This is a genomic window from Peribacillus sp. NPDC006672 (assembly GCF_050274955.1).
Lineage (GTDB): Bacteria > Bacillota > Bacilli > Bacillales > DSM-1321 > Peribacillus.
Window position 1 is genome coordinate 275946 of record NZ_JBNNOR010000001.1, and the last position, 21343, is coordinate 297288.

Annotated in this window: 17 protein-coding genes; 16 read left to right on the forward strand and 1 reads right to left on the reverse strand. The window is 41.9% G+C overall.

Features of this window, described 5'->3' with window-relative positions:
• The first annotated feature begins 3 nt into the window (after positions 1-3).
• The 10 genes from leuB (at position 4) to yihA (ending at position 14091) form a co-directional block, all read left to right on the forward strand.
• Positions 4-1116, forward strand: coding sequence for a 3-isopropylmalate dehydrogenase (leuB, locus tag ACQKKK_RS01405; protein WP_427613524.1), 1113 nt, complete (start codon positions 4-6; stop codon positions 1114-1116).
• Between the two features lie 69 nt (positions 1117-1185).
• The gene (gene leuC, locus ACQKKK_RS01410) at positions 1186-2595 is read left to right on the forward strand and encodes a 3-isopropylmalate dehydratase large subunit (RefSeq protein ID WP_427613525.1); all 1410 of its coding nucleotides are present in this window, start codon (positions 1186-1188) and stop codon (positions 2593-2595) included.
• Between the two features lie 28 nt (positions 2596-2623).
• Positions 2624-3223, forward strand: coding sequence for a 3-isopropylmalate dehydratase small subunit (gene leuD, locus ACQKKK_RS01415; protein ID WP_427613527.1), 600 nt, complete (start codon positions 2624-2626; stop codon positions 3221-3223).
• Between the two features lie 175 nt (positions 3224-3398).
• Positions 3399-4433, forward strand: coding sequence for a tetratricopeptide repeat protein (locus ACQKKK_RS01420; RefSeq protein WP_427613529.1), 1035 nt, complete (start codon positions 3399-3401; stop codon positions 4431-4433).
• Positions 4434-4617: 184 nt separating this feature from the next.
• A complete protein-coding gene (tig, locus tag ACQKKK_RS01425; protein WP_427613531.1) occupies positions 4618-5910 on the forward strand; it encodes a trigger factor in 1293 nt (430 codons plus the stop codon).
• Between the two features lie 430 nt (positions 5911-6340).
• Complete coding sequence (gene clpX / locus ACQKKK_RS01430) at positions 6341-7609, forward strand: ATP-dependent protease ATP-binding subunit ClpX (protein WP_427613533.1); 1269 nt, start codon at positions 6341-6343, stop codon at positions 7607-7609.
• A gap of 910 nt (positions 7610-8519) precedes the next feature.
• The gene (locus ACQKKK_RS01435; protein ID WP_427613535.1) at positions 8520-8777 is read left to right on the forward strand and encodes a hypothetical protein; all 258 of its coding nucleotides are present in this window, start codon (positions 8520-8522) and stop codon (positions 8775-8777) included.
• Positions 8778-9265: 488 nt separating this feature from the next.
• Positions 9266-10936 carry an ATP-dependent protease LonB gene (gene lonB / locus ACQKKK_RS01440; RefSeq protein WP_427613537.1) on the forward strand — a complete coding sequence of 557 codons (1671 nt, stop codon included), beginning with the start codon at positions 9266-9268 and terminating at the stop codon, positions 10934-10936.
• Positions 10937-11191: 255 nt separating this feature from the next.
• Complete coding sequence (lon, locus tag ACQKKK_RS01445) at positions 11192-13513, forward strand: endopeptidase La (RefSeq protein ID WP_427613539.1); 2322 nt, start codon at positions 11192-11194, stop codon at positions 13511-13513.
• A complete protein-coding gene (yihA, locus tag ACQKKK_RS01450; protein ID WP_289315462.1) occupies positions 13510-14091 on the forward strand; it encodes a ribosome biogenesis GTP-binding protein YihA/YsxC in 582 nt (193 codons plus the stop codon). The genes lon and yihA overlap by 4 nt, the downstream gene beginning before the upstream one ends.
• Positions 14092-14165: 74 nt before the next feature.
• Here yihA and ACQKKK_RS01455 read toward each other — a convergent pair whose 3' ends face one another.
• Positions 14166-14648: a LiaI-LiaF-like domain-containing protein gene (locus ACQKKK_RS01455; protein ID WP_427613542.1), complete on the reverse strand. Its 483-nt coding sequence runs from the start codon at positions 14646-14648 to the stop codon at positions 14166-14168.
• A gap of 254 nt (positions 14649-14902) precedes the next feature.
• On the opposite strand from ACQKKK_RS01455, the gene hemA reads away from it, so the two are divergent.
• Genes hemA through hemL form a run of 6 tightly spaced genes read left to right on the forward strand, consistent with a single transcriptional unit; the run spans position 14903 to position 21148 of the window.
• Positions 14903-16246 carry a glutamyl-tRNA reductase gene (gene hemA / locus ACQKKK_RS01460; protein ID WP_427613544.1) on the forward strand — a complete coding sequence of 448 codons (1344 nt, stop codon included), beginning with the start codon at positions 14903-14905 and terminating at the stop codon, positions 16244-16246.
• Positions 16247-16256: 10 nt separating this feature from the next.
• A complete protein-coding gene (locus ACQKKK_RS01465) occupies positions 16257-17087 on the forward strand; it encodes a cytochrome C assembly family protein (protein WP_427613546.1) in 831 nt (276 codons plus the stop codon).
• A gap of 9 nt (positions 17088-17096) precedes the next feature.
• Positions 17097-18029, forward strand: coding sequence for a hydroxymethylbilane synthase (hemC, locus tag ACQKKK_RS01470; protein ID WP_427613548.1), 933 nt, complete (start codon positions 17097-17099; stop codon positions 18027-18029).
• Entirely contained in the window at positions 18029-18805 is a 777-nt protein-coding gene (locus ACQKKK_RS01475; RefSeq protein ID WP_427613550.1) for a uroporphyrinogen-III synthase, read from the forward strand. Before hemC ends, ACQKKK_RS01475 begins: the two co-directional genes overlap by 1 nt.
• Positions 18806-18823: 18 nt before the next feature.
• A complete protein-coding gene (hemB, locus tag ACQKKK_RS01480) occupies positions 18824-19819 on the forward strand; it encodes a porphobilinogen synthase (RefSeq protein WP_427613552.1) in 996 nt (331 codons plus the stop codon).
• A 39-nt stretch (positions 19820-19858) separates the two neighbouring features.
• Positions 19859-21148, forward strand: a complete 1290-nt coding sequence (hemL, locus tag ACQKKK_RS01485; protein ID WP_427613554.1) for a glutamate-1-semialdehyde 2,1-aminomutase — start codon at positions 19859-19861, stop codon at positions 21146-21148.
• Positions 21149-21343 lie beyond the last annotated feature (195 nt).

The following is a 21343-nucleotide window of genomic DNA, read 5'->3' on the forward strand; positions in this document are numbered from 1 at the left end:
TCGATGAAAAGGAATATTGCGGTGCTTCAAGGAGATGGCATCGGGAAAGAAGTAACAAGAGGCGCTGTAGAAATCCTCGAAGCCGTTGCCCAAAGATATGGACACGATTTTGAATTTCAATATGGTGAGATTGGCGGCGGGGCCATCGATAACACAGGTTCCCCCTTGCCGGATGAAACAGTGGAGATTTGTAAAAACAGCGATGCGGTATTATTGGGTGCCGTTGGAGGACCTAAGTGGGATGACCAGCCCGCACACCTAAGACCGGAACGTGGTTTGTTGAAAATCCGAAAAGATTTGAATCTTTATGCTAACATCCGTCCAATCAGCTACTATTCCAGCTTGTCGGAATCTTCTCCTCTAAAAAGGGAATTCATTGAAGATGTGGATTTCGTGATTGTCAGGGAACTAACTGGCGGCCTTTATTTCGGTAAGCCAAGTGAGCGCGTTGAAAGAGAAGGGAAAGAAGCGGTTGTCGATACCCTTTTCTATCAGAAAAGCGAAATGAAGCGCATTATTGAACTTGCTTTTGAGTTAGCATCGGAACGCAAGAAAAAAGTAACATCCGTGGATAAAGCGAATGTTCTTGAATCCAGCAGGATGTGGCGTGAAACGGCTGAGGAAATCGCCAAGGATTACCCGGGTGTAATCCTGGAACACATGCTTGTGGATAATGCAGCCATGCAACTGATCAAAAACCCGAAACAATTTGATATCATCGTGACGGAGAATATGTTCGGTGATATTTTAAGCGATGAAGCGTCCGTATTGACGGGCTCGCTTGGAATGCTTCCTTCCGCATCCATATCAACGGAAGGGCCTAATCTATATGAACCGATTCATGGCTCTGCTCCTGATATTGCGGGCAAAAACTTAGCTAATCCAATTGGGACCATTTTATCAGCGGCGTCCATGCTGCGTTTGTCCTTTGGTTTGGAAGATGAGGCACATGCCGTTGAGCAGGCAGTGGAAACGGTCCTTGATTATGGTTTGAGAACAGGCGATATCGCAAATGGCCAAACAATTATTACGTCTACTTCAGAGATGATTGCAGAAATAAAAGCCAATCTTTTAGACCAGGAAGCCATTTCCAACATCATGGGAGCTTATGCATAAACTTCTTTCACGGCCTAATATTAGGCCGTGTTTTTTAAAAAAATATAAGATTGATCGAGGTGGGATAAGATGGGAAAGTCGATAATAGAGAAAATATGGGATCGCCATATTGTAAATGAAGAGGAAAATAAACCGGATTTAATTTATATAGACCTTCAATATATTCATGAGGTGACATCTCCGCAAGCATTTGAAGGATTAAGATTAAAAGGACGCACAGTCAGGAGACCAGACCGTACTTTTGCGACAATGGATCATAATGTACCAACCGTTAATCGCTATTTCATCGAGGATGATGTTGCTAGAAAGCAATTAGAGGCACTAGACCAAAACTGTAAGGAGTTCGGTATCCGCCTGGCTGATTTGGACAGCCCGGAGCAAGGGATCGTTCACGTTATCGGGCCGGAATTAGGGCTTACACAGCCAGGGATGACGATTGTCTGCGGTGACAGTCATACTTCCACACATGGTGCGTTTGGATCGATTGCGTTTGGAATCGGTACGAGTGAGGTCGAGCATGTTTTGGCCACACAAACCCTTTGGCAAACAAAACCGAAAACATTAAAGCTTGAGGTTAATGGCAAACTTGGACACGGTGTGATGGCGAAAGATGTCATTTTATATGTGATTTCTAAATTCGGCGTCGATTTCGGCACGGGGCACATCATTGAGTATTGCGGGGAAGTTTTCCGGGATATGTCGATGGAAGAGAGAATGACGGTTTGCAATATGTCGATCGAAGGCGGGGCAAGGGCGGGGCTGGTTGCTCCTGATGAAACAACTTTCTCATATTTGAAAGGTCGTAAATATTTGCCGAAAGGGGAAGAGTTCGAGCAATGTGTTCAGGAGTGGAAGTCACTTTCTAGTGATGAGGATGCTGTATATGACCAAGAAATCATTCTTGATGGCAGCCTGATTTCACCAATGGTCAGCTGGGGTACAAATCCTGGAATGGCTAGTGGGGTGGACGGTAAGGTACCTACCTTCGGGGAAGGTATCATGGATTCTAAGGAGCTGAATCGTGCACTTGAGTACATGGGTCTTGAGGAAGGCATGCCAATCACGGATATTCCAGTTCAGCATGTATTCATAGGATCTTGTACGAACTCACGCATTGAAGACTTGCGGCAGGCCGCAGAAATGATCGACGGCCAGACTGTCCAAAAAGGAGTTCGGGCGATGGTCGTTCCCGGTTCACAGAGTGTTAAAAGGCAAGCGGAAGAAGAAGGGTTGGATGAGATCTTCAAATCTGCGGGCTTTGAATGGCGTGAATCAGGTTGCAGCATGTGCTTGAGCATGAACCCTGATGTGGTTCCAGCCGGAGAGCATTGTGCCTCCACCAGTAATCGGAACTTTGAAGGCAGGCAAGGGGCTGGTGCAAGGACACACTTAGTTAGTCCGGCAATGGCTGCCGCGGCGGCCATTCATGGGAAATTTGTCGATATTAGGAATTCGAAAAAGACTGAACAAGTCCATTAAGAATAAGAATTAATTGGAGGTGCAGAGAATGGAACCCATTACTATTTACAAAGGAAGAGCGGCGGCACTTGACCGTAAAAACGTGGATACTGATCAAATCATTCCAAAGCAATTTTTAAAACGGATTGAGAGAAGCGGATTTGGCGAATTTTTATTCTATAACTGGCGTTTTGATGAGAATGGAAAAGAAAGTCCTGATTTTGAATTGAATCAGCCCCATAATAAAAACGCGTCCATTTTAATAGCAGGTGAAAATTTTGGCTGCGGTTCTTCTCGTGAGCATGCTCCGTGGTCATTGAAAGACTATGGATTCGATATCATCATCGCACCGTCTTATGCTGATATCTTTAAAAGTAATTGCATGAAAAATGGCATGGTCCCCATCGCTTTAACCCAGGCTGAAGTAAAGTACTTAATGGAAAGGGTGTCGGCAACCGACTATGAGTTGACTATCGATCTTCCCAATCAGACTTTGCAAGATGGTCAAGGGTTTGAAACAAGCTTTGACATTCATCCATATTGGAAGGAAATGCTGATCAAGGGCTGGGATGAAATTTCCATAACCCTTCAATATGATCAAGAGATTTCTGCCTATGAATCGCAAGAAAAAGTTGTATCGAATATTTAATTGAAGAATGTCATTTTCCCGATATCCTTTCATATGTGAAAGGATGCGGGTTTTTTTTTTTTGAGGAAGCTGGTTAATGGACGGAATGGCGTTCATCCGCCCATCTAAATTTTGTGTTTCCTGCTATTACATGCTAAACTGTTTTTCAAAAAGCGACGGTGAGGCGGAAAATAGGATGGATAATGAGAACAACCAAAAGAAGGCTGGAGAAACCAAGATTATCGCCTTTCCAAATCTCGGTGAAAGGCTGATTGTAAAAGGGCTGGATGAGCTTGGGAACAGAAACTTTAAAGCGGCTGCACAGCTTTTCAGCCAAGCTAGGGAGTATGAGCCCGAAAATGATGAAGTTTGCATGGGGCTAGTAGTCTCACTAGTAGAACTTGAGTATTATGAGGAATCAAAAGAGTTATGTATAGAGATGCTGAATAAAGGCATAGGTGACTATTTTCAACTTATCAATATCTATTTGATGGTACTGCTGCAATTAGGCGAGCATCAGGAAATGGTCACGACAATCGAGCTGCTATTTGAAGAGAGCCAAATTCCCTTTGATAAAGAGGAACATTTCGAAAAGATGCTTCAGTTCAGTAAAAGGGCCCTTGAGGATAAAAAAGAAGAAAAAGACAGGCAAAATCAGCAGCTTGCAGAGGAATTGCAGGAGGATGTTCTTTTTGAAGGGAAAATGGATAATGAAATGTTCATGGTCATTTCAAAACTCACGAATATCAATATTCGTCCATTTATCCCGCAAATCGAACAATTTCTACAAAATGATGAGGGGCACCCTTTCTTTAAAACGATGCTCCTTAACATCCTTATTGACCAAGAATATAACGAGGAAGTGACAATTAGGAAATTCAATCAAACGAAGTCGGTCATACCAAGGGAATTGAAAAGTTTGAAGGAGACGGACTTCTATAAGAAGGTCACCGGCCTGACTGAAGGGGAAATCAGTCAGGAAAATCCGAGCTTATTTGAAATGGTCCATAGTTTGATTGACCGTCATTCCTTTCTATTGTATCCCTTTGAACCTGGACCTGAAAGCTTTGCGGCTTGGGCAGCTGCCTATCATGCCTTAGCGGAAGAATATATGACCGGGGAAGTTTTTGGGAGCGACTTGGCGGACCTTTATCTGGCTGATGGGGAAACCGTTGCGGATATTCTATCCTATTTAAAAGAAATTGAGGAAATTTCTTATCCCATTATTTAAGCTATTGCTGTTGTAACAGATTAAACCTGTGGTATAATGTAGTGGTTGTAATGTATAATCGTCAAGTTTAGACGATTTCCCAATATTTTTTTGGGTATATTTGAGGGATGACTTGTTAACACTTGCAAAGCATATTCATCCAATGCTTATTATTGAAGTATATAGATTTTTTGGAGGGAAACACATGTCTGTAAAATGGGAAAAACAAGAAGGTAATCAAGGCGTACTAACAATTGAAGTTGACTCTGCAAAAGTAAACGAAGGTTTAGACGCAGCTTTCAAAAAAGTCGTGAAACAAGTAAATGTACCTGGCTTCCGTAAAGGTAAAATGCCACGTCAAATGTTCGAAAAAAAATTCGGCGTAGAATCACTATACCAAGATGCGCTTGATATCATTCTTCCAGATGCTTATGCAAATGCTGTCGAAGAAGCTGGAATCCAGCCTGTAGATCGTCCAGAAATCGACATCGAGAAAATGGAAAAAGGCGAAAACCTAATCTTCACTGCAACTGTAACAGTTAAGCCTGAAGTTAAATTGGGAGATTACAAAGGTGTTGAAGTTGAAAAATTCAATACTGAAGTAACTGACGAAGATGTTGAAAACGAATTGAAAACTTTGCAAGAGAAGCAAGCTGAGCTTGTTGTTAAAGAAGAAGGACAAGCTGCTGAAGGCGATACAGTCGTTCTTGACTTTGAAGGATTCGTTGATGGTGAAGCATTCGAAGGCGGAGCTTCAGAAAACCATTCATTGGAAATCGGTTCAAACTCTTTCATTCCAGGATTTGAAGAGCAAGTTGTTGGTCTTGAAACTGGCGCTGAAAAAGATATCGAAGTTACTTTCCCTGAAGAATACCATGCTGCTGAACTTGCAGGTAAACCAGCTGTATTCAAAGTGAAAATTCACGAAATCAAAACTAAACAACTTCCTGAGTTGGATGATGAGTTCGCGAAAGATGTCGACGACGAAGTGGAAACTTTGGCTGAACTAAAAGAAAAAACAAAACATAAATTAGAGCATGACAAAAAACACGAAGAAGAAAACTTCATACAAAATACTGTAATTGGTAAAGCTGTTGAAGGTGCAGAAATGGACGTTCCTGAAGCAATGATTTCAAACGAAGTGGACCGCATGATGAATGAGTTCTCTCAACGCATTCAATCTCAAGGACTTAATTTGGAACTTTACTACCAATTCTCAGGTCAAGACGAAGAAGCTTTAAAAGCACAAATGAAGGAAGAAGCTGAAGGACAAGTTCGTACGAGCCTGACTCTTGAAGCAATCGCTGAAGTTGAAAAACTTGAAGCGACTGACGAAGATGTAGAAGCTGAACTTGGACAAATGGCTACAATGTACAATATGGAAATTGAAGCGATCAAACAAGCTCTTGGAAACTTAGAAGGAATCAAAGGCGATCTTAAAATTAAGAAAGCTATTGACTTCTTGGTAGAAAACAGCAAAACAGTTGACGCAAAATAATTTTTATAAATAAGTAGATTTAAATATTTCTTTAAAAAACAAGGCGCGAGTAATCGTGCCTTGTTTTATACATATTGAGAATTAGTGGAAATTTCAAATATCGGTTAGTTCCTGATTGATTTTTTTTGAATTTCAGTGTAGATTAGTTCTAATACGGCATATACATATTTATACAGCAAATCCTGATTTTAAAAATCAAAAGGTTTGGGCATACTGGTAAAAGGCAAATACATATTGATTGATTATTGTACTTATTTATTTAACAACTCGGACGCGTGAGCATTTTTGTTACTAAACTTCCAAGAACATGATAAAATGCAAAACATACTAGGGATTTTGGAATGCTTAAGTAGGTGTGCCCAGTTTTTTTATTACGATTGGGTATCGCTATGTAATAGAGTTGGAAGAGTATTTGAAGGGGTGAACGTACATGTTTAAATTTAATGATGAAAAAGGACAGTTAAAATGTTCTTTTTGCGGTAAAACACAAGAACAAGTCCGTAAACTGGTTGCTGGTCCAGGTGTATATATTTGTGACGAGTGTATCGAGCTTTGTACGGAGATCGTCGAAGAAGAGTTGGGGACTGATGAAGAAGTAGAATTCAGAGATGTGCCTAAACCTATGGAAATCCGCGAAATTCTTGACGAATATGTGATTGGACAAGAACCGGCGAAGAAGTCTTTGGCCGTCGCTGTTTACAATCATTATAAACGTATCAATTCCAATAGCAAAGTCGACGATGTGGAGCTTTCTAAAAGTAACATCGCCTTGATCGGACCGACGGGAAGCGGGAAAACCCTTCTTGCGCAAACATTGGCGCGATTACTGAATGTTCCTTTTGCCATAGCTGATGCGACTTCATTGACTGAAGCTGGATATGTTGGGGAAGATGTCGAAAACATCCTTCTGAAATTGATCCAAGCAGCTGATTATGATGTGGAAAAAGCGGAAAAAGGCATCATTTATATTGATGAAATCGATAAAGTTGCCCGTAAATCGGAGAATCCTTCCATTACACGTGACGTGTCAGGTGAAGGTGTGCAACAAGCTTTATTGAAAATTCTTGAAGGAACGGTTGCAAGCGTACCGCCTCAAGGTGGACGTAAACACCCACATCAAGAATTCATCCAAATCGATACGACCAATATCTTGTTCATCTGTGGCGGTGCCTTTGATGGCATCGAACCGATAATCAAGCGCCGTCTTGGTCAAAAAGTCATTGGTTTTGGCTCTGACGTGAAAAAGGATGATATTGCAGAAAAAGAATTGCTTTCCAAGGTCCTTCCTGAAGACTTGCTTCGTTTCGGTTTAATTCCGGAATTCATCGGGCGTCTTCCGGTAATTGCCACTCTTGAGCAATTGGATGAAGCTGCTTTGATTGAAATCCTGACAAAGCCGAAAAATGCCCTTGTTAAACAATATCAAAAATTGCTTGAGCTTGACGATGTTGAATTGGAATTCGAACAGGAAGCGCTAAGTGAAATTGCTAAAAAGGCAATTGAACGTAAAACTGGTGCACGTGGTCTGCGATCCATCATTGAAGGCATCATTCTTGAAGTGATGTTCGATCTGCCTTCACGTGATGATGTTGCAAAATGTGTAATCACAGGCAGCACGATTTCGAAAAATGAATCTCCAAAGCTCGTCCTTAAAGACGGTACAACCATCAAAGGGCAAGAAAAGAAAACATCTGCTTAATTTATAGGAAAAGTAAGGCTGTCAGTTCATCCTGGCAGTCTTAGTTTGTAGACAAAAGGGGTTCGGAATGAAAACATTCCGAACCCCTTTTTGGATTTTCTTTAAAATTTTGCTCAAGCTTAAGAGAATGAGCCTCTACAGGCCACCTATATTAAGGAATTCTTGGACCTATCCATGTCCAATTGGCCATAATTCTTTACATTCATGGCAGTGTAAGGTAAGCATCGCCTGCATCAATAATTTTTATTCGCATGGACTTTCACATGTGTTTTTAATCAACGAATGCGTGCTCTGCGCCCATTAACTTCCTTTCTGAAGCTGTCATTAAGATACGAAAAAATCTGTTCAAACAGGTCTATATCGTTAAAGCAACGCTCATAATTTTTCCCGAATGTTTAGAAGTGAGGCACCTTATCAGGGAAACCATAACCTAAAAACCAACGGTAATCCATATTCATTTCCACTTCTTCCTTTGTTTTATGAATGAATGCAATTTAACTAAAATAATATCTGAATCAATACTTCGGCGCCCTATCTCTGAATACATATCTTTTACCAAGTCATAAATGAAAGAAGTCATTGGCCGCCTCTGTAAAACCATAATGACTTTAGGGAAAAGGGTCCTATGAGTTAAAACAAAGTTAATTGTTGCGGGTGTTCGAGACTCCCGTGGAAAGCGAGTGCCCTACGTTCAAATTTCTAAGGTATTTTACAAACCAAATGTTCTCTGGCATCAGTTGATCCAAAGTACTCATTTTAAGTTGATTTCGCTGAATAGAAGTATGTTTCGAAAGCATCGCAACTCCTCAAGTTTTAATGCTCCTATTTTAAAACAAAGCTTTGTTAAATAATATTGTTGACATTCGAATTGGTTATTTAAGGTAAAATAACAAATAAAGGGGGAGTTGAATTGAGAAAGTATCTAGGTATTATATCTATTCTTATATTAATAGGAACCTACTTCATTTTCTATATACCTGGAATTGATAAATTACCTTTACCTTACTGGTTCTTGTATGTATTTCTTTTGACTGGCTATATAGCTGCTGCCTTTGCTTCATGGTACAGTCATAGTGGGTTTTGGAGAAGGGCTTCAGCAACGATTTTAATTATTCTTCCAATTGGGTTCATTATTATCGTTGTAGGAATTGCAAAGTCAGGATTGTAAAAGTTAAAAATAATTCTATAACAAATATCAACATTGTTGTTTATCACAGCTTTAAACAAAAAAGAATGTAGCAAAAGCGGTTATATTAATTGGTAAAACAAAGTTAATTGGAACGCAAGGTACGAGACTCCTGCGGGAAATGCGAGTCAAGGGAGACCCCGCAGGCTGAAAGCCGAGGAGGCTCACGGACCGCCCGCGGAAAGCGAGTGCCTGGAGTGGAAATAAATTAACGTTTCAAATTTAACAAGCCATAAAAAACACCCCGTAAATGTTAGTTTGGTGTCTAACATTTACGGGGCAGTTCGAGTTTGTATACAGTCTGAGGCTGCCAGTTCATCCTGGCAGTCTTTTTTTGATTTTATTGAGAAAATGCTGTTCATTGAGATGAAAACCCCAAAATTTACAACACGAAATTTTTGGATAATTTCGCCCTTCCAAAGGAGATACTAACAGAAATGACAAACTTGGAGAGTGCAGGAGGGAATACGATGAATTGGACAGGATTGGCGTTGTTTATCCAGCTGTTTTTTGGGATCATTATTGGATTGTATTTTTTGAACTTATTGAAAGGCCAGCGGACACAAAAAGTTTCCATTGACCGTGATTCGCGTAAGGAAATGGACCAATTACGGAAGATGAGATCGATTTCTTTAACAGAGCCATTGGCGGAGAAAGTTAGACCAAGCACATTTAATGAGATCATCGGCCAGGAAGATGGCATTAAATCTTTAAAGGCTGCTTTATGTGGACCAAATCCCCAGCATGTGATAGTTTATGGTCCTCCAGGGGTAGGGAAAACAGCAGCGGCCAGACTTGTTTTGGAAGAGGCCAAGAAAAATGGTAAGTCCCCTTTTAAGAATTCCGCAGTGTTTGTTGAATTGGATGCCACCACAGCCAGGTTTGATGAACGGGGGATTGCCGATCCGCTGATTGGTTCTGTGCATGATCCAATCTATCAAGGGGCAGGGGCGATGGGACAGGCTGGCATTCCGCAGCCAAAGCAAGGTGCAGTAAGCAATGCTCATGGAGGTGTACTGTTCATAGATGAAATAGGGGAGCTTCATCCAATACAGATGAATAAACTGTTGAAGGTATTGGAGGATCGCAAAGTCTTTCTGGAAAGTGCCTATTACCAAGAGGAAAATCAAAATATTCCCACTCACATCCATGATATTTTTAAAAATGGACTTCCGGCTGACTTTCGATTGATTGGAGCCACAACAAGAACGCCAAATGAAATCGCACCTGCGATACGCTCGAGATGCATAGAAGTGTTTTTCCGTGAACTTGACCGGGAAGAAATCATCACTGTGGCTAAGAATGCCTCCGATAAAGTTGGAATTACCATCAGTGAAAAAGGCTTGCAGTCAATTTCGGATTATGCCCGAAATGGCAGGGAAGCTGTCAACATGATTCAGACTCTTGCAGGAATATCAATTAATGAAAACAGGACTTTTATCAGAGAAGAAGATATTGATTGGATGGCACATAGCAGCCAACTTACCCAAAGAATGGACAGGAAAATAGAATCGAATTCTAAAATAGGCCTTGTCAACGGTCTTGCAGTCTATGGTCCCAACAGCGGGGCATTGCTGGAAATCGAGGTTATGGTCATGGCCTCCTCTGATGAAAAAGGTTCGATAAATATTACCGGCATCGTCGAAGAAGAGAGTATTGGCGGTGGGAATGGCAAGTCGATTCGCCGTAAAAGCATGGCAAAAGGTTCGATTGAAAATGTGATTACGGTTTTACGGTCGATGGGAGTGCCTGCCGATCAATTCGATATCCATGTGAACTTCCCGGGCGGAAGTCCTGTAGATGGTCCTTCTGCTGGAATTGCAATGGCAACAGGCATATACTCGGCCATTTATAAAATCCCTGTAGATCACACATTAGCGATGACTGGAGAAATCAGCATTCATGGCGGTGTTAAACCGATTGGCGGAGTCATTCCGAAAATCAAGGCAGCAAAACTTGCCGGGGCAAAGAAAGTAATCATCCCTACCGATAACATGCAGCCGCTGCTTTCTGAAATCAAGGATATAGAAATCATTCCTGTTTCGAATGTGAAAGAAGTGCTGGATCAGGCACTGAAAAAGGAATTGATGTCGGAACAAATCCTCACATCCTTGGACCTATCAAAAAAGGAAAGCGTATAAAGGAAATGCCCCGGATTAAAACAGAACCGGGGCATTTTAAGGACCATAATGGGGGTCCTCAATATACCTAGCAAAAAAATAAACACTTGTTCAGACGTGCTTTTTTTTCTAATATTGGAGATAATAATAGCAGTCGAAACGTGTTAAGGTAAACGAATAGACACTTCTATATAAATAGGATAGAATTGTTAAAAGGTTGAGAACATGGGTAAATAGTTTACAACGACGATACTAATTAGATGGAGGTGTCAGGAAATGACTGATAAAGAAATCATCGTCCCCCTCCTGCCGCTTAGAGGACTGCTTGTATATCCAACGATGGTACTTCATTTAGATGTAGGCCGAGATAAATCGGTACAAGCCCTTGAGAAAGCAATGGTGGAAGACCATCTTATATTTTTGACGACACAACAAGATGTTTCGTTGGACGAACCAGGTGAAGAAGATTTATTTACAATGGGAACTTTAACAAAGGTAAAACAGATGCTGAAGCTTCCGAATGGTACAATCCGGGTGTTAGTGGAAGGATTGAACCGGGCAGAGGTCATTGAATTTTACGATTATGAGACACATTATGGTGCCAAGATTAAAATATATGAAGACAGTGATGAAAAGGATGCTGAACATCAAGCATTAATGCGCACCCTTCTGGATTATTTTGAACAATACATAAAAATGTCCAAGAAAATAACCGGTGAAACGTTTTCGTCCACTTCCGACATTGAAGAGCCAGGGAGATTAGCGGATATAATCGCTTCCCATTTGCCTTTGAAATTGAAGGAGAAGCAAGAAGTGCTTGAGACCATTGATATGAAAAAGCGTCTGAGCCGGGTGATCGAAATCATTAATAACGAGAAAGAAGTTCTTTTTCTCGAGAAAAAAATTGGCCAGCGTGTTAAGCGTTCGATGGAACGGACCCAAAAAGAATATTACCTACGTGAACAAATGAAAGCGATCCAAAAGGAATTGGGCGATAAAGAAGGAAAAACAGGGGAAATTGAGGTCCTCAACGAAAAGATAGAAGAGGCGGATATGCCGGAGCATATCAAAGAAACGGCATTAAAGGAATTGGACCGTTATGAAAAAGTTCCGTCAAGCTCAGCAGAGAGTTCTGTCATCCGCAATTATATCGAATGGTTGATCTCGCTTCCTTGGTCCAAAGCGACTAAAGATGACTTGAATATTCACAAAGCTGAAAAGATTCTGAACCGGGACCACCATGGATTGGAAAAGGTGAAAGAACGGGTGCTTGAGTATTTAGCCGTCCAGCAATTAACCAATTCATTGAAGGGACCGATCCTTTGCTTAGTGGGACCGCCCGGCGTCGGGAAAACCAGTCTGGCTAAATCGATCGCGTCATCCATGAATAGGAATTTCGTCCGTATATCTTTAGGCGGGGTGCGTGATGAATCAGAAATCCGCGGACATCGCCGCACATATGTAGGGGCGATGCCGGGAAGGATCATCCAAGGCATGAAAAAAGCTGGAACGATCAATCCTGTCTTTTTACTGGACGAAGTGGATAAAATGTCCAATGACTTTAGGGGAGACCCATCTGCAGCGATGCTGGAGGTACTCGATCCGGAGCAAAATCATAATTTCAGTGATCATTATATTGAAGAAACGTATAATCTTTCCAAAGTCATGTTCATAGCAACTGCGAATAATTTGGGATCTATTCCAGGCCCGCTTCGTGATCGTATGGAAATCATTTCGATTGCAGGTTATACTGAGATAGAGAAACTTCATATAGCCAAGGATCACTTACTGCCAAGACAGTTGGAAAACCATGGTTTAATGAAGACACAATTGCAAATCCGTGAGGAAGCACTTACCAAAATCATCCGTTATTATACCCGGGAAGCCGGTGTTCGGAGTCTGGAGCGACAGCTTGCAAGCATCTGTCGTAAGACTGCAAAAATCATCGTGTCCGGAGATAAAAAGCGGGTCGTCATTTCTGAAAAGAATGTCGAGGAGTTTTTAGGGAAAACGATGTTCCATTATGGACAGGCGGAAGTCGAGAACCAAGTAGGTGTAGCTAATGGTTTAGCTTACACATCGGTTGGTGGCGATACGCTGCAAATCGAGGTTTCCTTGTCACCGGGTAAAGGCAAGCTTATCCTGACAGGAAAGCTTGGTGATGTAATGAAAGAGTCAGCCCAGGCTGCTTTCAGTTATGTCCGTTCGAAAACCGAGAAACTTCATATTGATACGAACTTCCATGAAAAATATGATATTCATATTCATGTCCCCGAAGGTGCCGTCCCTAAAGATGGTCCTTCTGCAGGCATCACGATTGCAACAGCGTTAATATCGGCCCTTACTAATAGGCCGATCAGAAAAGAGGTAGGCATGACAGGCGAAATTACATTACGCGGACGGGTTCTTCCGATCGGCGGGCTTAAAGAAAAATCTTTAGCGGCTCACCGGGCAGGACTTACGAAAATCATCATCCCGCAAAATAACGAAAAGGATATTGATGATATCCCGGAAAGTGTCCGTAAAGCATTAACATTTGTTCCAGTTTCACACGTCGATGAAGTCCTTGAGCATGCATTGGCAGGTGTGAACGAATGAAAGTGACAAGTTCAGATATTGTCATCAGCGCTGTAAAGCCTGAACAATATCCCAATACTCCAATACCGGAATTTGCCTTGGCGGGCCGTTCCAATGTTGGGAAATCCAGTTTCATAAACAAAATGATCAATCGAAAAAACTTGGCGCGCACATCCTCTAAACCGGGTAAAACGCAGACCTTGAATTTTTACATCATAAATGAAGCACTCCATTTTGTTGATGTACCGGGTTATGGTTATGCAAAGGTTTCAAAAACGGAGCGTGATGCTTGGGGAAGGATGATCGAAACGTACTTCACTTCCCGTGATCAGCTCCGCGCTGCGCTTCTGATCGTCGATTTGCGTCATCCGCCTACAAAGGATGATATCGCAATGTATGAATTCCTGAAGCATTATGACCTGCCCCGGATCGTAATTGCAACAAAAGCGGATAAAATTCCAAAAGGCAAATGGCAGAAGCACTTAAAAATAACACGCCAAACGTTAAATATGGAAAGAGAAGATGAATTGCTTCTTTTCTCGGGTGAAACAGGCGAAGGTAAGGAACAAGCCTGGGGCGTCCTTAAGAAATATATGTAAAAGAAAAGGGTATTCCGCATTTGGAATACCCTTTTTCATTATGAAATTCGCATGAAATGCGACTCGGCTGCGTTTTACTTTTTTCGAACCAAAAAGTAGATGCCGATTGCCATCAAGGCAAATGGCCAAAACCTTTCGATGTTCGCCGTATTTGTTTCAACGATCCCGAAAGACGTTGTGATTTTATCATAGAACAAGAAAAGGATCGAGATGATGAATAATACCATCCCGTGAAACATTCCAGAATTTGTTTTACGTGCCCGGAGAATAAATCCCAGCGAGATGATTAAAATAAAGATACCTATATTATCCGGCCAAATATCAAGGTTTTCTACGATGTGGAAGTGAGCCCCGAACCCCAGTAGGATGACGCCTGGCAGGATGGCTTCATATTCATTACCGCTATAAGCCTGAACCAAGAAGGCAGCGCCGACGATACATAATAAAGTGGGCCAGCTATAAAAGCCTGGAAAGATTTCCATTTGGGAATGTTCAAGAAAAAAATAGAGTCCGAAACCGATTAAGACGGTTCCAGGGAAAATACGTTGCGTTTTCATTTTATCCTCCTATTCAATTCGATTACTTGAAGTTCTTTGCCATTTTTGATATGGTACTTTTGTACACAATGTCGAAATATGTATGTAACTTACAAATCACCGCTCGAACACCTGTTATAGCAATTCAGGCGTTTTGGCTGTCTTTTCATGGTAGCATACGTTTTCATAAACTGTTCATATTATTTGCGTGAAACCATTTTAGTACATGGTATAATAAATTTACATGAAAAATTTTGGGGGTGCAAAACAAAAGGATGCATATTCTAGCGGTTGGTATAAATTACAAAACTGCCCCTGTAGAAATTCGGGAAAAACTATCGTTTAACGAAGCCGAACTTGCCGAGGCAATGAAAGCTCTTAAAAATAAAAAAAGCATCTTGGAAAACATTATTATTTCAACATGTAACAGGACGGAAATATATGCGGTCGGTGACCAGCTTCATACAACCAGGTATTATATAAAGGAATTTCTTTCGGAATGGTTTAATATCGATAAAGAAGAATTTTCTAAATATCTGTTCATTTATGAAGGCGATGGGGCTGTCGAGCATTTATTTTCAGTTACCTGCGGCTTGAATTCCATGATACTGGGAGAAACTCAGATTTTGGGACAAGTACGTTCAAGCTATCTGTTAGGGCAGAAGGAAGATACGATTGGTACCGTTTCTAACCATCTCTTCAAGCAAGCCCTTACTTTAGCTAAAAAAGCTCATTCGGAAACCGAAATCAATACCAATGCCGTTTCCGTCAGCTATGCGGCAGTCGAGCTTGCAAAAAAAATCTTTGGAGGCCTGAACGGCAAGAATGTCTTGATTCTTGGGGCCGGTAAGATGGGTGAGCTGGCCATTCAAAATCTTCATAGCAATGGCGCAGACAGCATTACGGTCATTAACCGTACCTTCCAGAAAGCGGTCGACCTGGCCGAGAGATTCAATGGTACGGCGAAACAGCTTCAAGAGCTGCAATGCGCTTTAGTGGAAGCGGATATCCTGATTACTTCCACTGGATCAAAAGATATTCTTGTAACAAAGGAAATGATGTCATTCATCAATAAGCTTCGTAAAGGCCGTCCTATTTTCATGGTCGATATCGCAGTGCCGCGTGACCTTGATCCAACATTGGCCGAGCTGGAAAATGTCTTCTTGTACGACATTGACGATCTTGAAGGGATCGTGCAAGCGAATATCGAAGAGCGTAAAAAAGCTGCCGAGAAAATAGAAATGATGATCGAATCTGAAATTGTGGACTTCAATCAATGGATTAATTTGCTTGGTGTGGTTCCTGTCATTTCTTCTTTACGGGAAAAATCCCTATCAATACAAAAGGAAACGATGGAGAGCATCGAAAGAAAGCTTCCTCATTTAAGCGAACGGGACAAAAAGGTTCTGAACAAGCATACGAAGAGCATCATCAACCAAATGCTAAAAGATCCGATTCTTTATGCAAAAGAGCTTGCGGATGAGCCGAATGCAAAAGAGCAATTAAATAATTTCGTGAAAATCTTTCATTTAGAGGAATTGATTGAAGACCAGCTGGTAGCGGAGGATGAAAAAGAAATGAACAGCTCCTCCCCATTGAATCCAGTTCCTGTCCAGTAATGAGGTAAATATGGAATTACTAATGACAAGATTGCATGAAGCCACTGTATTGTTGTATGCCATCAGTATGCTTTTATATTTTATTGACTTCCTTAATAATAACCAGAAGGCGAATAAGGTCGCCTTCTGGTTGCTTTCTATTGTTTGGGTACTGCAAACAATTTTTTTATTTCTGTATGTATTGAAAACGGGAAGGTTCCCGGTATTGACGATTTTTGAAGGCTTATATTTTTATGCATGGGTCCTCATATCGTTATCTTTAATCATTAACCGATTGCTAAGAGTCGATTTTACGGTTTTTTTTACGAACGTATTAGGTTTTATGGTTATGGCCATCCATACCTTTGCACCTGTTCAGATGGAATCTCAAGTGCTTGCACAGCGTCTGGTTTCAGAGCTATTGCTCATACATATCACTTTTGCCATCCTATCTTATGGGGCATTCACGCTTTCATTCGTTTTTTCCCTTCTTTACTTAATTCAATACGATTTACTTAAACGGAAGAAGTGGGGGAAACGGCTGCTTCGACTCGGCGATTTAACGAAGCTCGAGCAAATGTCTTATGTCCTTGCAGTAATAGGTGTTCCGTTATTAGTGGTCTCCCTTATCTTAGGAATTCAATGGGCTTATATAAAAGTGCCTGGGGTATCCTGGCTGGATATGAAGATTATCGGTTCATTCATTTTGCTCATCGCTTACAGTGTGTTTTTATACTTGAAAATTCGGAAACAAATGTATGGAAGGACGCTAGCCTTTCTGAATATTGGATCTTTCATGATTGTGTTAATTAACTTTTTCCTTTTCGGAAGCCTTTCAACATTCCACTTTTGGAATACATAGGAGGAAACTATGAGAAAAATAATTGTTGGTTCTAGACGTAGTAAATTAGCGATCACCCAAACGAACTGGGTAATCGATCAACTTAAAGAGCTTGGGGTTCCATACGAGTTCGAGGTGAAGGAAATTGTCACAAAGGGTGACCAAATCCTTGATGTAACGCTTTCCAAGGTAGGAGGAAAAGGCTTATTCGTTAAAGAAATCGAACAAGCGATGCTGGATAAAGAAATAGATATGGCTGTACATAGTATGAAAGATATGCCGGCAGTGCTTCCTAAAGGCTTGACGATCGGCTGCATACCACCGAGGGAGGACCATCGGGATGCCTTGATTTCAAAGAACCATGAAACCCTTTCTGAACTGAAGCCCGGTTCAATTATAGGTACAAGCAGTTTGCGCCGTGCCGCTCAAATTTTGGCTAGAAGGCCGGATCTTGAAATTAAATGGATTCGCGGGAATATCGATACCCGTCTGAATAAGCTGAACACGGAAGATTATGATGCCATCATTTTAGCAGCAGCCGGACTATCAAGAATGGGATGGAAGCAGGACATCGTATCGGAATTTTTAGATGAAGATATTTGTATTCCGGCAGTTGGACAAGGGGCACTTTCCATTGAATGCCGCGAAGACGACAAAGAACTGCTGGCGGAACTTGAGAAATTAACCTGTGAAAAAACGAAAAGAACGGTTGAAGCGGAGCGTGCCTTTTTGGATAAAATGGAAGGCGGATGCCAGGTGCCGATTGCCGGATTTGCGGTAGCGAAAGATAATGGATGCGTTTCCTTGACGGCTTTGGTCGCTTCTCCGGATGGAAAAGTGATTTATAAAGAAATGGTTGAGGGGGCTGATCCCGAGACGGTTGGGCATAAAGCTGCCAAACAGATAAGTGAAATGGGCGGTAAAAAATTGATTGATCGCGTAAAAGAGGAGCTTGATCAGTAATGAATCCCTTTCAACCTCTTAAGGATTATCAGGTATTAATCACCAGAGGGAAAGGGCAGGCAGATGGTTTAAAAGATTCGATCGATAAAAATGGCGGAACGCCGCTTCTTGTGCCATTGCTTGAGTTCACTCTTCCTGATCATATGGAAGTTGTTCAAGAGCGGTTAGATGAGCTGCATACCTATGACTGGATAATTCTCACCAGTCAAAATGGAGTGGATTTCTTCTTTAAACTTATTGGTGAACAGCCTTTAATGCTTCCGAAAATAGCCGTTATCGGCTCCAAAACAGAAGCGGCCCTGAAACGACATGGATTTAGGGCGGATTTCGTTCCAGCTCAGTTTGTTGCCGAAGGATTTGTTTCGGAGTTCATCACGCTCCTTGATCCCGGGTCGCGTGTATTGCTGGCAAAAGGTAATCTCGCGAGGGCGGTTATTGCGGAGGCAATCAATGAAACTGGTGCATCTTGTGATGAAGTGATTATTTATCATACCGTGCTCCCCGGAAGCAGTGAAAAAAGACTCGTGAAACTTATAACGAATCATGAAGTCGACATCATAACCTTTACGAGCTCTTCGACGGTCAATCATTTTTTACAGATCATGGAACGCCATGATTTGGATACATACATAGACCGGATCATCATCGCATGCATCGGGCCGATTGCCGCTAAAACGGCTGAAAAAAATGGGCTACACGTCGATGTTTGTCCAGATGTTTATACGACGGATGCCATGGTTGCGGATTTAATACGCTTCATAAGTAAAAAGAAATAATAAGGGAGGAACTTCAAAATGAAAAACATTCCATTCAATCGCCACCGTCGCTTGCGTGCAAGTGCTGGCATGAGGGCTTTAGTCCGTGAAACACAATTGCATAAAGAGGATTTGATCTATCCGATCTTCGTCATTGACGGTGAAAATGTAAAAAATGAAATCAACTCGATGCCGGGTATATATCAGTTATCCATGGATAACCTTGGGGCTGAAATGGATGAAGTCGTAAGTCTGGGCATTAAGTCAGTCATTTTATTCGGTGTCCCTTTTGCTCATGATAAAGACGAACAAGGCACAGGTGCATTTCACCATAACGGACTTGTGCAAGAGGCAACCCGCTATATCAAAAAACAATATCCTGAAGTCATTGTCATTGCTGATACATGTCTTTGTGAGTATACAAGCCATGGCCATTGCGGGGTCGTTGAAGGGGAAAAGATCCTGAATGACGCTTCTCTTGACCTTCTTGCCAAAACGGCGATCAGCCAGGCTGAGGCCGGTGCCGATATCATTGCCCCTTCCAATATGATGGACGGTTTCGTTGCGGCTATCCGTGCAGGTCTGGATGAAGCTGGCTATGAAGATATTCCGATCATGTCCTATGCAGTGAAATATTCTTCGGCTTTTTACGGTCCATTCCGTGATGCAGCGAATGGTGCACCGCAATTTGGCGACAGGAAAACTTACCAAATGGATCCCGCCAATCGCCTTGAAGCATTCCGTGAAGCTGAATCCGATGTTGCTGAAGGTGCGGATTTCTTAATCGTGAAACCAGCCCTTTCCTACATGGACATTATCAGGGACGTTAAGAATAACTTTAATCTTCCCGTTGTTTCCTACAATGTGAGCGGTGAATATTCAATGGTCAAAGCTGCAGCCCAAAATGGCTGGATTGATGAAAAAGCGATAGTGATGGAAATGCTGACAGGATTGAAACGAGCAGGTTCCGACTTGATCATTACGTATTTCTCAAAAGAAGTAGCACGTTGGATAAACGAAGATAATCAAGGATGATTAACAAATAAAACCTGTAATGGAAAAGGGGATTGAATCATGCGGTCATATGAAAAATCGAAACAAGCGTTTGCCGAAGCAAAAAATTTGATGCCAGGCGGCGTGAACAGCCCTGTACGTGCCTTCAAATCTGTGGACATGGATCCCATTTTCATGGAGCGTGGAAAAGGCTCAAAAATGTATGATATCGATGGCAATGAATATATAGACTATGTTCTTTCATGGGGACCGCTTATCCTGGGTCACACGAATGACCATGTCGTTGAAGCATTGAAAAAGGTAGCGGAATCAGGTACAAGCTTTGGAACCTCTACGCTTATTGAGAATGAACTGGCTAAGTTGGTCATTGACCGGGTGCCATCGATTGAGATGATCCGGATGGTATCTTCAGGAACTGAAGCGACGATGAGTGCGCTAAGGTTGGCAAGAGGCTTTACTGGCCGGGATAAAATCCTTAAATTTGAAGGTTCATATCATGGACATGGCGATTCATTGCTAATCAAGGCTGGTTCCGGCGTTGCCACATTAGGTTTGCCGGATAGCCCGGGAGTACCGGAAGGCATTGCGAAAAATACGATTACCGTACCATATAATGACCTTGCAGCAACTAAATATGCGTTTGAACAATTTGGCGAAGACATCGCGTGTATCATCGTAGAACCTGTTGCAGGGAACATGGGTGTAGTTCCGCCGCAACCTGGTTTCCTCGAAGGCTTACGTGAAGTGACGACCCAATACGGGGCTCTATTGATCTTTGACGAAGTTATGACAGGGTTCCGTGTCGGTTATAATTGTGCACAAGGCTATTTTGGCATCGTACCGGACCTGACTTGCCTTGGGAAAGTGATTGGCGGTGGCTTACCGGTCGGAGCTTTCGGAGGCAAGCGCGAATTCATGGAACAAATTGCCCCGAGCGGGACAATCTATCAAGCAGGAACATTGTCAGGTAACCCTCTGGCCATGACGGCTGGTCTTGAAACGCTGAGCCAATTGACTCCAGAATCTTATGAAGAGTTCACCCGAAAAGGTGATATGCTTGAAAAAGGCATTGGGGAAGCAGCGAAAAAGTACGGAGTTCCCCATACATTCAACCGTGCCGGTTCCATGATTGGACTATTCTTTACGGACGAAGAAGTAATCAATTATGATACAGCAAAAACATCAGATTTAGAGTTCTTTGCTTCTTACTATAGGGAAATGGCGAATCAAGGCATCTACTTGCCGCCGTCCCAGTTTGAAGGTTTATTCCTTTCCACTGCACATAGTGATGAAGATATCGAAAAGACCATCGCAGCGGCAGAACAGGCCTTTGCAAAATTAAAAAAATGAGGCTTCTAACTTGAGACACTTTTAAAATTTTAAACAGGCTACCATTTTTCCAAAAACTTTTGGAGAAAGGTAGCCTGTTTTTTTTGCAGTAAGCGGAAGAAGGCCGAATTAAATTGGTTGAAGGACGAAAAAAATGGAGATAGTCCGAATTAAAAAGGCTTAAGGCTGATTGATCCAATTCACATGTTTTAGCCT

Bases quoted from the DNA above. Each gene is read 5' to 3' on its own strand.
- leuB (WP_427613524.1), top strand. From the start codon at position 4: ATGAAAAGGAATATTGCGGTGCTTCAAGGAGATGGCATCGGGAAAGAA.
- leuC (WP_427613525.1), top strand. From the start codon at position 1,186: ATGGGAAAGTCGATAATAGAGAAAATATGGGATCGCCATATTGTAAAT.
- leuD (WP_427613527.1), top strand. From the start codon at position 2,624: ATGGAACCCATTACTATTTACAAAGGAAGAGCGGCGGCACTTGACCGT.
- ACQKKK_RS01420 (WP_427613529.1), top strand. From the start codon at position 3,399: ATGGATAATGAGAACAACCAAAAGAAGGCTGGAGAAACCAAGATTATC.
- tig (WP_427613531.1), top strand. From the start codon at position 4,618: ATGTCTGTAAAATGGGAAAAACAAGAAGGTAATCAAGGCGTACTAACA.
- clpX (WP_427613533.1), top strand. From the start codon at position 6,341: ATGTTTAAATTTAATGATGAAAAAGGACAGTTAAAATGTTCTTTTTGC.
- lonB (WP_427613537.1), top strand. From the start codon at position 9,266: ATGAATTGGACAGGATTGGCGTTGTTTATCCAGCTGTTTTTTGGGATC.
- lon (WP_427613539.1), top strand. From the start codon at position 11,192: ATGACTGATAAAGAAATCATCGTCCCCCTCCTGCCGCTTAGAGGACTG.
- yihA (WP_289315462.1), top strand. From the start codon at position 13,510: ATGAAAGTGACAAGTTCAGATATTGTCATCAGCGCTGTAAAGCCTGAA.
- ACQKKK_RS01455 (WP_427613542.1), bottom strand. From the start codon at position 14,648: ATGAAAACGCAACGTATTTTCCCTGGAACCGTCTTAATCGGTTTCGGA.
- hemA (WP_427613544.1), top strand. From the start codon at position 14,903: ATGCATATTCTAGCGGTTGGTATAAATTACAAAACTGCCCCTGTAGAA.
- ACQKKK_RS01465 (WP_427613546.1), top strand. From the start codon at position 16,257: ATGGAATTACTAATGACAAGATTGCATGAAGCCACTGTATTGTTGTAT.
- hemC (WP_427613548.1), top strand. From the start codon at position 17,097: ATGAGAAAAATAATTGTTGGTTCTAGACGTAGTAAATTAGCGATCACC.
- ACQKKK_RS01475 (WP_427613550.1), top strand. From the start codon at position 18,029: ATGAATCCCTTTCAACCTCTTAAGGATTATCAGGTATTAATCACCAGA.
- hemB (WP_427613552.1), top strand. From the start codon at position 18,824: ATGAAAAACATTCCATTCAATCGCCACCGTCGCTTGCGTGCAAGTGCT.
- hemL (WP_427613554.1), top strand. From the start codon at position 19,859: ATGCGGTCATATGAAAAATCGAAACAAGCGTTTGCCGAAGCAAAAAAT.